At 36.3% G+C, this 12,297-nt stretch carries 11 protein-coding genes; 2 read left to right on the forward strand and 9 right to left on the reverse strand.

Annotated features, from left to right (window positions below; genetic code table 11):
• Positions 1-104 precede the first annotated feature (104 nt).
• From IPK35_20925 to IPK35_20945, 5 genes are all read right to left on the reverse strand, one after another.
• Positions 105-1,142, reverse strand: a complete 1,038-nt coding sequence (locus IPK35_20925; protein ID MBK8055665.1) for a DUF4263 domain-containing protein — start codon at positions 1,140-1,142, stop codon at positions 105-107.
• Complete coding sequence (locus IPK35_20930; protein ID MBK8055666.1) at positions 1,142-1,486, reverse strand: hypothetical protein; 345 nt, start codon at positions 1,484-1,486, stop codon at positions 1,142-1,144. Before IPK35_20930 ends, IPK35_20925 begins: the two co-directional genes overlap by 1 nt.
• Before the next feature lie 724 nt (positions 1,487-2,210).
• The gene (locus IPK35_20935) at positions 2,211-2,411 is read right to left on the reverse strand and encodes a DUF3820 family protein (protein ID MBK8055667.1); all 201 of its coding nucleotides are present in this window, start codon (positions 2,409-2,411) and stop codon (positions 2,211-2,213) included.
• A gap of 14 nt (positions 2,412-2,425) precedes the next feature.
• Positions 2,426-4,339 (reverse strand): type IIA DNA topoisomerase subunit B, encoded by a 1,914-nt coding sequence (locus tag IPK35_20940; protein MBK8055668.1) that lies wholly within the window; start codon positions 4,337-4,339, stop codon positions 2,426-2,428.
• Positions 4,340-4,463: 124 nt separating this feature from the next.
• Positions 4,464-5,678, reverse strand: a complete 1,215-nt coding sequence (locus IPK35_20945) for an FtsX-like permease family protein (protein MBK8055669.1) — start codon at positions 5,676-5,678, stop codon at positions 4,464-4,466.
• A 917-nt stretch (positions 5,679-6,595) separates the two neighbouring features.
• Between IPK35_20945 and IPK35_20950 the strand changes: the two genes are divergently transcribed.
• Positions 6,596-6,841: a type II toxin-antitoxin system ParD family antitoxin gene (locus IPK35_20950; protein MBK8055670.1), complete on the forward strand. Its 246-nt coding sequence runs from the start codon at positions 6,596-6,598 to the stop codon at positions 6,839-6,841.
• Positions 6,828-7,115 (forward strand): type II toxin-antitoxin system RelE/ParE family toxin, encoded by a 288-nt coding sequence (locus IPK35_20955; GenBank protein ID MBK8055671.1) that lies wholly within the window; start codon positions 6,828-6,830, stop codon positions 7,113-7,115. The genes IPK35_20950 and IPK35_20955 overlap by 14 nt, the downstream gene beginning before the upstream one ends.
• A gap of 219 nt (positions 7,116-7,334) precedes the next feature.
• Here IPK35_20955 and IPK35_20960 read toward each other — a convergent pair whose 3' ends face one another.
• From IPK35_20960 to accC, 4 genes are all read right to left on the reverse strand, one after another.
• A complete protein-coding gene (locus tag IPK35_20960; protein ID MBK8055672.1) occupies positions 7,335-7,694 on the reverse strand; it encodes a hypothetical protein in 360 nt (119 codons plus the stop codon).
• A 205-nt stretch (positions 7,695-7,899) separates the two neighbouring features.
• Positions 7,900-9,042, reverse strand: coding sequence for a galactokinase (galK, locus tag IPK35_20965; protein ID MBK8055673.1), 1,143 nt, complete (start codon positions 9,040-9,042; stop codon positions 7,900-7,902).
• Positions 9,043-9,105: 63 nt separating this feature from the next.
• Positions 9,106-10,911, reverse strand: a complete 1,806-nt coding sequence (locus tag IPK35_20970; GenBank protein MBK8055674.1) for an ABC transporter ATP-binding protein — start codon at positions 10,909-10,911, stop codon at positions 9,106-9,108.
• Between the two features lie 21 nt (positions 10,912-10,932).
• Positions 10,933-12,282, reverse strand: a complete 1,350-nt coding sequence (gene accC / locus IPK35_20975) for an acetyl-CoA carboxylase biotin carboxylase subunit (GenBank protein MBK8055675.1) — start codon at positions 12,280-12,282, stop codon at positions 10,933-10,935.
• Positions 12,283-12,297 lie beyond the last annotated feature (15 nt).

A 12,297-nucleotide genomic window follows, 5' to 3' on the forward strand; every position in this document is an offset into this window, starting at 1 on the left:
ATACCTGGTAGGCCAAATATCATGCCTAATAACTTGTCTTACTGATATTTAGATATATTTATTTTTAGGTTTGTTCAACGGTTTGGCTATGTGCCGTGCCGACGTTAGGAGGAATGGACATCATAGCCTTTGTTATCGACTGGCTTCTCTTCATATGTAGCGAGTATTAATTTACCGAAGTTTACTAAATCATTATATGTTATTAATTGAATAGAATTTAAGTTAGAGTTTAACATTCTAAAGCAATCTTTTTCATCTTCTCCAAAACTTGTATTATTGCCTATAATTACCTTTATACGAGGCATTATTACTTTAACTTGATATTCTCTTTCAAGGATTAATTTATATTCTGAAAGTTTCTGAAGATAGAAAAGTGATTGACCTATAACTTGGGATAGATCAGGATGTGGAAAGTAACATTTATGACTACTGTCAAATTTCAATAAACTATGCTTTGGCCTTTTGAGTTCTATTAAATCAAGATAACCATCTACAGATTCCATAAGTATATCACCTTCACTAAATAAGGCGATCTTTCTTACATCATGTTGCTTTATATATTCAACACCAAAAACCCATAAATTTGATTCGATCCAATTTTGAAATATTTTCTCTGGTTGTCCAGCCGCATATTTTAGTAAATGAGTTTTCGCTTTAATATCGATTGTAATGTTTACAACTAATTCTAATTCAATAAGTTCTTCAAGAATTGCGATTTCTTCAGTAATTAACTTGTGGTGATATGCACCATGTAAATTTTCAATTTCTAATTCTGAAAGTGATTCTAATAACCCTTTAATTTTTTCTTGTGATTCAAATTTCTCAAGAAGATGAAGAATAGTCTCTAAATCGCTTTCTTTCAGTTGATCAAGTAATATATTTATTTCATCTGTTGTCTCAATAAATTTAGCCGACTTTTTTGCACCATCTTTTATTACGGAAATTGAATCTAAATGTTTATATAAGTTTCTGATTTCTTCGACATCTAATTCTTCTGTAAAAATTGGTACCGCTTGATCGTTTATTGCATATAATCTAAGGGTTATATTTTCGTCTGCAACAGAATCTTTAATATTAGTAAAATTCACCATAAGACGAACTTTCCCGTTATTAAACAATTCTTTATGATAGGCTACACTCATTATATTTTAGCTATAACTTCTTTATATCTGTCCGATTCTGGGTTATACCCTTCTGCTATTTCAAATTGTGAATGGTCTTCATGTATGACGATATTGATAAGATCAGAGAAGAAAAAATTTCTCCAAGATGGTAATGGTTTGGTATCACTTGTATCAGTGACTCCACTTGTTTGCCATAAATCTACCTTTGAGTTTTTAGGTTTAGTCGTATCTGTATACTGTTGTACATATAAGATATGTGGATTTCCTGTCCTAACCCCAGGAGTTTTACCTTCTTTATTGTATTCAAATGAAACAGGTTTTTTTGTTTCTATTGCTTTAATAAGTAATTCAAGATTTGTCATATTTCAATTTTTAATTTTTTGCTTGTCGATAACTTATTAATCTGCGTCATAAAAATATATTTTTTTATCAAAACGAACTAATTTTTGTAATTTTTTATCTAAAAGGTATAGCTACGCCCGCCAAATCTATGATTTGATGGTAGTAGCTCATGTCTTTTTAAAAATTTTCTCCTGCTGTATTGACTCATATCTATATACTTGTCCGGCATATATGCCGTATGTCCTGTGCCACGCATACCACATGGGGCTTGATTAGGAAACAAAAAATATCATCAGCTTAGTATTGCCTCCTTCTTTGTCTATAGATATGTGGGTCTGACCCTGCTTTCAGGGCTTTTTTACAGATAGATTTAAACTATCTAAAGGGCTCTGCACATTGGCTACACTTTGTGTGGTGACATGAGTGTAGATCATGGTCGTTTTTATACTGGCATGCCCCAACAATGCCTGTATATAAGGTAACTGGTCTTTTTTGTTTACTTTTTTTGACAGGAAAAAAAGTAAATGCCGCCCGAATAGGGCAAAAGACTAAATGAAGTGCAAATGTTTTTATAAAAATACACAAAAACTGCACACCGAAATCAAGAAATTTAAATATATAAAATTGATAATCATTAATTTAAATTATACCAAGAAGACCATAATAAACGCTTATATACATTTTTGTAAACGAATAATTTTACCCTACATATTGAGATACACCCAATTAATGAAACAAAGCACCCTACCTTACCAGATGCTCCAGACCATTGGTTTTGATGATATGTGCGGTACTGAGCAACATGCCGAGCCTTCCGGATGGAAATCCATTTCTTGCTATCCACTCAAGATAGTGTACCGGCAACTGAGCTATTTTCCTGCCTTTATATTTCCCATAAGGCATTTCTGTCAATGTCAGATCACGCAATACTGTACTGTCAGGCATTGCTTCTTCATGTATCATATCGTTGCAGTTTCTTCTACCTCTGTCAGGTCCATGACTTCTTCTTCCTGCATTACTTCATCAAGCTCTACTTTGAGATTGTCTATGATAAATACCTGGCGTTCCGGAGTATTTTTGCCCATGTAATATCCGAGGAGGTCTTCTATTTTGGTTTTTTCACCCAGGATGACAGGTTCCAGCCTGATATCGGCACCAATGAAGTCCTCAAACTCCTTGGGAGATATCTCGCCCAGCCCTTTGAACCTTGTAATTTCTGCCTTACCACGCAGTTTTTTGATAGCTTCCTGCTTTTCCTGCTCGCTGTAACAATAGAATGTCTTTTGTTTATCCCTGACCCTGAATAATGGCGTATCCAGGATATATAGATGGCCTGACTTCACCAGATCTGGAAAAAACTGAAGAAAAAATGTCAACAAGAGCAATCTTATATGCATACCATCCACGTCGGCATCTGTGGCTATGACTACACGGTTGTATCTGAGATTTTCTATGCCATCTTCGATATCCAGCGCATGCTGCAGTAAGTTTAACTCCTCGTTTTGATATACTACTTTTTTGGTCATACCATAACAGTTGAGCGGTTTGCCCCTGAGAGAAAATACTGCTTGTGTCTGTACATTTCTGGCCTTGGTGATCGATCCGCTCGCAGAGTCTCCTTCTGTGATAAATACCGTGGACTCAAGCTTTTGCTCATCGTCAGCTTTCCTGCCATCAGTCAGGTGTATCCTGCAATCACGAAGCTTTTTATTATGAATATTGGCTTTTTTTGCTCTTTGATTGGCTATTTTTTTGATATCTGCTATTTCCTTTCGTTCGCGCTCTGATTGTTGAATTTTGCGCAACAATGCATCAGCAATTTCTTTGTTTTTGTGCAGGAAGTTGTCCAGATTGGTCTTGAGAAAGTCCACCACAAATGACCTGATAGTGATACCATCCGGTGTCATGTTTTGAGATCCCAGCTTGGTTTTTGTCTGAGATTCAAATACGGGTTCTTCTACTTTGAGACTGAGAGCCCCGACTATAGATGTCTGCACATCTCTGGAGTCAAAGTCCTTTTTGTAGTAGTCCCTTAGCGTCTTGACGATGGCTTCTCTGAAAGCTGCCAGGTGTGTTCCTCCTTGTGTGGTATTCTGACCATTGACAAACGAATAGTACTCTTCACCGTATTGCATGCTGTGTGATATGGCCACTTCTATATCTTCTCCCTGGAGATGGATGATGGGATAGAGTAGATTTTCGACATCGGTTTTCCTCTCCAGCAGGTCACGTAGCCCGTTTTTTGATACAAGGGTTTTGCCATTGTAATTGAGCTTCAGACCCGCATTGAGATAAGCGTAGTTCCAAAGCTGATTTTCTACATATTCACTCCTGTATTTGAAGTGTTTAAAAATATTTTCATCAGCTATAAACTCAATTAGCGTTCCGTTTGGTTCAGTAGTTTTTTCAAGCTTATAGTCTTTGGTGATGACCCCTTCTTTAAATTCAGCCATCTTACATTCACCATCTCTGAATGAAAGTACCTTAAAGTAGCTGGAAAGCGCATTGACTGCCTTGGTACCTACTCCATTTAGTCCTACTGATTTTTTAAATGCCTTGGAATCATACTTACCACCTGTGTTGATTTTTGATACGCAATCGATCACCTTACCCAAGGGAATTCCTCTTCCAAAATCCCGGATCGTAACTTTGCCGTGCTCTATCTGAATATCTATACTCTTGCCATTGCCCATGACATACTCGTCGATAGAGTTGTCTATCACTTCTTTGAGTAAGACATAGATACCATCATCCTGAGATGATCCATCGCCGAGCTTACCGATATACATACCGGGACGTATGCGTATATGTTCCTGCCAGTCAAGGCTTTTTATATTATCTTCATTATAAATTACCGAAGTAGGTTCACTCATCTGTATGTGGTTTGTCTGAATGATGAAAACGCAAATATATAATAATTATTTTATATGTTGATTAGGTTAAGAAGTTAGTGTGTATAGGATTAAAAGTATTGCCTATATATATCAATTGAAAAAATCACTCTTGTCTTACAAAAGCACTGACTTGTCCTGCCCTGAAAGAAGGCAATAAGGATGCCAACAGACCTATGACCAGTACTGTCATAGTAACAACGATAAAATCTGACATCCTCAATTCTATCGGATACGCATCGACCAAAAAGCCATCCGGAATACTGACCAATCCGTGTTCTTTCTGCAACCAGTATAAAAATATACCCAATAAATAACCTGACATCATACCGATAAATGAGATGAGTAACCCCAGCAAGAGAAATATCATCTGTATTCCATTTTTGGTCAGGCCCATAGACTTAAGAATGGCTATATCCTTTTTCTTTTCCAGGACGATCATCCACAGAGATCCCACGAGGTTGAATGCTATGATCATTAATGTCAGACAAGCTATCAGGTAACTGATCCATTTTTCGATATTCATGATTTTGATGAATCCTTCGTCTTGTTGGTATCTGTTGCTGATTTTAAATTTCGGACCTAATACTTTTTGCAGTTCATTCATCACCTTTTTTTCATCAGCATCCTGCGTCAGTCTGAGTTCTATGGCTGAAAAATGATTTTCAAGGTTTAGTAAATTATTTGCGGCTTCATAGTTGACCAGGATATACTGGATATCTATATCACCACCAACAGAAAAAGTACCCGAAGGATAAAAATTCAGGCTATTGAATGGTTTTGCAAGTGGACCCTTATCTTCATCAGAAGGCATATACGCTGTGACAGTAGCAAAGCCATCAGCAGGATTGACTGAGAGTTTTGTATTCATTTGAGATCCCAAAAGGCCGTATTCAGTATCTTCTCCAAACTTGGCAGCACCCAGGATAATCGAACTGTCAAGTCCGGTGACTTGCATATAGTTACCGTCTACCCCTTTTATGATACCTACTTCCTGTGATCCTTTATAATCAAAAAAGCAAGTCTCTTCTATGACAAATGATACTTGTGCTACACCCTTTATACCTTTTAATCTGTCTTCCTGCACTTGATCACGAGAAGTGTATTTACCTTCGCTGAGAGTAATTTTTACATCAGGGTTAAAATTGGAGAGCATACCGCTCAGCAATCCTTCAAAACCGTTAAAAACAGATAAAATCAAAATGAGTGCTGCAGTGCCTATAGCCATACCTATGATAGAAATCCAGGTTATGATATTGATGGCATTGGTCGTTTTTTTGCCTGTGAGGTATCTTGAAGCAATATTCAAATAAAGTTTCATAACTGCAAAAATAATAAAAATATGCTTTGGGCATCTTCAATTGACTACAAGTAGTGAATTTGTTTCTGAAACAAGAGTATGTTTAAAATTTTTCTTATTTGTAAATCAATAGATTACAGTTCTGGCGATAAAATAATCAACGCATTTAGCTTTCCTGAAAACTATGGTAATAGGCAGGCAGGCGAACTAAATAAGGCGATTATTTTGAAGTCACGTTCATAATATATGGATGTAACCCAAAATTGTACTATTTTATACCCTGATTGTCGAAGTTTCTAACTTCGATAAAGTATTTTATGAATTTTTAATTCAATAATCGCTAACTAATTCTACTTTGTTAAATTATCCGGACTTTCTGGTTGATTGGAAACTGTTGGGTTAACCCAACAGTTATGACCCAAAATAACCAATACATTTACCGGGTCCATTACATTTTGATGAAAGTGTAAATGACTTTGATTTTTGAAGGTGACAAAGTAGAACTAAAAGATCATAAATATTTTATGCTAAAATCATTTGCATAATTAATTAACATTTTTACTTACACATTGCAAATTCTTTACCCTGTACGATGTTTATCCAACAGGGTATATGTATAGGAAGTCACAGACTTCGACCATAGGGGAAGCTCTGTCTAAATGCCCGGCAGGCTTTCAGGGTTTTAATGATTCAAAGATTATCAAGTTAAATTATAATATATTGATGTTTAGTAAAATATTTGTCGAACTCACCTTTAGTTTTGCATTCTAATTAAAAAAAATTTAGCATTGATGTAAATATGGTGTATATTTACATCAAATTTACAATCATGAAATCGACATAAAAAATAATCAGGGTTTATTTTATACAAACCACAATGATTATTTTTTATCAAAGATTCCATCTGGCCTTTAAAAATAAATATAAAAAATAAACAGATGAAAAGACAAAGTATAACTTTCACTAAACCGAATGATGAATGGTTAAAAGATCAGGTGAATAATGAAGAATATGCAAGTAAAAGTGAACTCATTAATGATCTCATTCGTCAGGCAAGAAAACAACAAGTTCAGGTTGATTTTATTAGGGCTAGGTTAGAGAAATCTGAAAAGAGTGGGTTTACCAATGATTCTAAAACACAGATTTTAAAACAATCAAAGTCTTTGATTAATGGCTCATTATAAATTGAGTAACTTAGCAAAAGAAGACTTAATAAGAATACATCATTATGGGGTAGAAAATTTTGGAGAGACACAAGCAGATAAGTACTTTGAATCATTTTTTGAGTGTTTTGAACTAATTGCAAACCGACCTTTTTCATTTGAATCTGTCGATGATATAAAACCAGGTTACAGACGCTGCGTATGCGGTGTTGACAGTATATATTTCAGAATAAATGATGAAATTGTAGAAATAATGGCCATAATAGGAAGACAGGATATTAATAATATTATTTAATGGAATAGTTTTTTAAGAAAGTTGATAAAACTTCAAAAATTATTACTCCTGATTGTCGAAGTTTCTAACTTCGATAAAGTATTTTATGAATTTTTAATTCAATAGTCGCTAACTAAAAGATCATAAATATTTTGCAAATTCTTTACCCCGTAGGATGTTTATCCAACAGGGTAAATGTATAGGATCGAAGTCACAGACTTCGACCATCGTGGTTATGCTTTATAAATTGTTCTTAACATTCTGTTCGTACAAAATTATTTTTAAGTCTTTGATTTGACTTTCCAAAACATCTTTTTTGTGTATTGCATTTACAATTTGTCTGTTGTGCCAAATTAAAACCCAATTGTTTGTTTGCATCACTTTATAGACTTTATTCCAAGTCAATTGTGAATTAAAAGATTCTCCTTTTATATATAAATTGTCTTTGTCAAATTGATATTCTATAATCTCACCAACCCTTTGATTATTGACATAGTTTCTCTTAGCACCAAAATAAGTCAATAGAGGAATTGCCAATAAAATTACAGCAAATATTATTGCTTGTGAGTATGGAATTTGGGGATAAAAAATGGATGACACTAAAGAAATAATAATAAAAAAGTAAATATTCCGGTAAGAAATTTCATATAAACTTTACTATAAAGCAAAACAAAGTTCAAATTAATAAAGTCTTTTTCTGTTAATTTTGATTTTATCATAATATGTGCTTTAATTTTCTTGATTTTTTGCAAAAAACGGTTTACCAAGTTTTTTAGCTTTCAAAATTTCAAAATTTTCAAGTTTATCACTTTTTTTGAAGAATGCCGTCCTCAGGGCTGATGGGTATAATCTCGGGTCTGATGCCAAATTTTTCTGAATACTTAGCGGCCATCTCTTCCAATACCGCAATATCAGTTTCTTTGGTGGTAAGATTGATGGTGCAGCCACCGAAGCCTCCACCCATCATCCTGGCTCCCAGAAAATCATCCTGATCCAAAGTAAAATTTACCAGCCAATCCAATTCTTCACAACTTACATCATACATCTGGGACAATCCGTCATGCGAAGCATAAAGCAGTTCTCCGAGTTGAGCAAAGTTTTTTAATCTGATGGCCTCGACAGCGTCCAAAACCCGTTGATTTTCCTGGATAACAAAGCTTGCTCTGTTGAAAAGTGTATCCGGCAGTAGTTTTTCTATTTTGTAGAGCTCATCTACATGAAGATCTCTCAGAGCCTTCACTGGCCTGTAGTGTTGATGGAGCAATGATACAGCTTCTTCGCATTGAGCTCTTCTATTGTTGTAGTCGGTATGTACCAGATTGTGTTTTACTCGGGTATTGATCAGGTAAAGCCGATGTTGTCCTAGCTCCAGGTCTATGAAACTATGACTATTGGTCCTGCAGTCCAACAATATAGCTTTGTCCTTCACACCATTGACGATAGTATATTGATCCATTATCCCTCCTCTCACCCCGGAGCCTCTTTCTGCGGTAATGGCAGTATTTACAATTTCTTCTGAACTGAGACCAAGATCATGGAGGAGATCGAGTACCCTCACAAATCCGCACGTAATGGCTGATGATGAAGATATTCCGGCACCAATGGGCAAGTCTCCTCCAAATACAATATCCGCACCTTTGAGGGAGTGACCTGACATAGCCTGAAGTACCTGTATAAAAAATCTGTCCCAACCAAAAACGGGATTAGAAGGTCGGATCAGATCGATGACTGTTTGTTCGCCTGTATCTCTTGCAATGATACTCAGTTTGTCAGATGAATTGTGTCTGGCATGAAACCACACCCCATGATTGATAGCAAATGGCAAGACAAAACCATCGTTGTAATCTGTATGTTCGCCTATAATATTTGCTCTGCCCGGAGCAAACACTGAAACATCAGGAATACCAAATGTATCTTTAAATGTTGTATAAATGGCTTCTCTATTCATAATGATTGAAAATATTTATGTCCTTAATTTCAACGATAAAAATTGAAACATCTTAGATTACGTTTAAGCAAATGACTGCATCTCCACAAATTTTTTGTAAGGTCCATCCAATTGGAGCAGTTCGTGATGTTTACCGGATTGTATAATTGTACCATTTTCCATTACCAATATAATATCAGCCTGCTGTATGGTAGTCAATCTGTGTGCCACTACAAAAGACGTCCTGTTTTTCATCAGTTTATGTAATGCATCCTGTACCAGTTTTTCAGATTCAGAATCCAAAGCTGATGTCGCTTCATCCAGAATCAAAATAGGAGGATTGCGGAGTACAGCTCTTGCTATGGTGAGCCTTTGTCTTTGTCCCCCTGATAATTTAAGGCCTCTGTCTCCGATACTAGTATTGTATCCTTCCGGTAGTGCTTCTATAAATTCATGTGCATTTGCTACAATAGCTGCCTGCCTGATTTCTTCAGCGGTATAGTTGCCTCCGAATGAAATATTACGGGCTATAGTATCATGAAATAAAATAGCATCCTGAGTGACTATCCCAAACAATTCCCTTAGTTTGGTAACCGAAATATCCCTGATATCGATACTGTCTATTTTTATAGCGCCTTCTGTCACATCATAAAACCTGGGCAATAGATCAACAAATGTTGATTTTCCGGCACCTGACGATCCTACTAATGCTACTATTTGTCCTTTTGCAATATGTACCGACACATGACTCAGCGCATTGTAAGTATTGTCTTTATATCTGAAGCTCACATTTTCAAAAGTGATGGAGGTGTCAATAGTGTTTTTTTGTATTGCGTCCGGTTTTGAAATGATCTCATTTTGTGTCTCTACTATCCTTTCAATCCTGTCTAAAGCTGCCAATCCCTTCTGGATGCTCACATAAGCAGATGCTAATGACTTTGCGGGTTCAATCACCTGGTAAAATGCTAAAACAAAGGCAAAAAATGTTTCAGGTTGTAATTCATTTTTAAAGACGAGATGCGAGCCATACCACAGCAATACGGCAACAACAGTTACACCCAAAAACTCAGAAGCCGGCGATGCAGAATCTCTTCTGTTGACAACTTTGGTAAGCAGATTTCTGAATGATATATTTTCTTTGTCAAATTTTGCTTTTTGGTAATCCTCTGCATTAAATCCCTTGATGACTCTTAGTCCTCCTATGGTCTCCTCAAGGTGCGATGAGAGATTGGCTACCATTTCCTGAACTTCTCCTGATTCTTTTTTTAAAGTACTTACGACCTTCCCTATGATAAGACCTGCAATGATGACCAAAATCAATACAAACAACGTCAACCCAGCATTGATGTAGATCATCAGAAAAACACTGCCTATAATTATAAACGGGGATTTGAATATGGCTTCTATGACATTTAGAATAGACCATTCTACTTCCTGAACATCGAGCGTCATGGATGACATCAGTGCTCCTTTTCGTTCATTGCTGTAAAAGCTCAATGGCAGTTCAAGAAATTTGTTGAACATCTGTTTTCGAAGGTCGTAAATGATCCCAAATCTCAATGGAGCCATAAAATACAAGGAACTATATCTGAATAGATTTTTCAAAAAAATAACAATTACAATGCTCAGGCATACCCATAATAATACGTCTTCTCTTCCGAATTTCAGAATCAGATCTGACATATAGTATCGGAGCCATTCGCTGAAATCTCTACCGGACGGCATGACAGGCTGAGCAGGTACTCTGTCAAAAAGGATACTGAAAAATGGTATGAGTAAAGGTACACTTACGACTGTAAATACAGAAAGCAGGATGTTTGAGATAATACTAAGGATAAAACTTCTTTTATAATGCTTTATCCGGGAAAGCAATCGCCATAATCCCTCCATAGCAGGTGGAATTTTAATTATTTATTCGATACAATCATCTATTGAGAATGTGTTCATAAATCCAGTATTAAAATCACCGGATTTAAATTTTTCATTTTTCATAATGCACTTATGAAAAGGTACTGTTGTTTTTATGCCTTCGATGACAAACTCATCCAGTGCTCTTTGCATCTTTTTGATACATTCGTCTCTTGTTTGAGCCTTACAAATCAACTTGGCTATCATAGAGTCATAAAATGGTGGAACTGTATATCCGGCATACACGTGTGTATCCACTCTTACACCGTGGCCTTTAGGACTGTGAAATGAGTTGATTTTGCCGGGCGAAGGTCTGAATCCATTAAACACATCTTCAGCATTGATCCTGCATTCCATAGCATGCATCTTTGGATAGTAGTTTTTGCCGGAAATAGGAATTCCAGCGGCAACTTTTATCTGTTCTTTGATCAGATCATGGTCTATGACTTCTTCTGTCACCGGATGTTCTACCTGTATTCTTGTATTCATCTCCATAAAGTAAAAGTTTCTGTACTTGTCTACCAGAAACTCTATAGTACCGACGCCCTCATAGTTGATAGACTTACATGCTTTGACTGCTGCATCTCCCATTTTTTCTCTGAGCTCCGGAGTCATGAAGGGAGATGGAGATTCTTCTATTAGCTTTTGATGTCTTCTTTGTATAGAACAATCCCTTTCTGACAGATGTATCACATTGCCAAACTGATCTCCTATGATCTGAAATTCGATATGGCGGGGCTCTTCTACGTATTTTTCTACATATATTCCGTCATTTGTAAATGATGCTTTTGCTTCTTTTCTTGCACTATCCCATGCAGCTTCAAATTCGTCATCTTTGGTCACTATACGCATTCCTTTTCCACCACCACCTGCAGTAGCTTTCAGGATGACAGGGTAGCCTATCTGATTTGCAATTTTTATACCCTGTTTTACATCTTTGAGCAATCCTTCTGAGCCGGGAACCACAGGAACTCCCGCTTTGATCATTGTTTCTTTAGCTGTAACTTTATCACCCATTTTGCCGATCATCTCAGGAGTGGGTCCAATAAACTTAACTCCTGACTGTCTGCATATTTCAGAAAAGTTAGCATTTTCAGATAGAAATCCATATCCCGGATGTATACCATCGGCATTGGTTATCTCTACTGCTGCCATGATACGCGGGATGTTGAGATATGATTCTGATGAAGGAGGAGGGCCTATACATACTGCCTCATCTGCAAATCTGACATGAAGACTGTCTGCGTCCGCCTTGGAATATATAGCCACAGTTTTTATACCCATCTCTTTACAGGTCCGTATAACCCTTAAAGCAATTTCACCTCGGTTTGCAATTAAAATTTTATTGAACATGTGGTATGAAAATTT

This window comes from Saprospiraceae bacterium, from assembly GCA_016713025.1.
Lineage (GTDB): Bacteria > Bacteroidota > Bacteroidia > Chitinophagales > Saprospiraceae > OLB9.

Excerpts from the sequence above, each read along its gene's own strand:
- IPK35_20925 (MBK8055665.1), bottom strand. The coding sequence starts at position 1,142 with ATGAGTGTAGCCTATCATAAAGAATTGTTTAATAACGGGAAAGTTCGT.
- IPK35_20930 (MBK8055666.1), bottom strand. The coding sequence starts at position 1,486 with ATGACAAATCTTGAATTACTTATTAAAGCAATAGAAACAAAAAAACCT.
- IPK35_20935 (MBK8055667.1), bottom strand. The coding sequence starts at position 2,411 with ATGCCTGACAGTACAGTATTGCGTGATCTGACATTGACAGAAATGCCT.
- IPK35_20940 (MBK8055668.1), bottom strand. The coding sequence starts at position 4,339 with ATGAGTGAACCTACTTCGGTAATTTATAATGAAGATAATATAAAAAGC.
- IPK35_20945 (MBK8055669.1), bottom strand. The coding sequence starts at position 5,678 with ATGAAACTTTATTTGAATATTGCTTCAAGATACCTCACAGGCAAAAAA.
- IPK35_20950 (MBK8055670.1), top strand. The coding sequence starts at position 6,596 with ATGAAAAGACAAAGTATAACTTTCACTAAACCGAATGATGAATGGTTA.
- IPK35_20955 (MBK8055671.1), top strand. The coding sequence starts at position 6,828 with ATGGCTCATTATAAATTGAGTAACTTAGCAAAAGAAGACTTAATAAGA.
- galK (MBK8055673.1), bottom strand. The coding sequence starts at position 9,042 with ATGAATAGAGAAGCCATTTATACAACATTTAAAGATACATTTGGTATT.
- IPK35_20970 (MBK8055674.1), bottom strand. The coding sequence starts at position 10,911 with ATGGAGGGATTATGGCGATTGCTTTCCCGGATAAAGCATTATAAAAGA.
- accC (MBK8055675.1), bottom strand. The coding sequence starts at position 12,282 with ATGTTCAATAAAATTTTAATTGCAAACCGAGGTGAAATTGCTTTAAGG.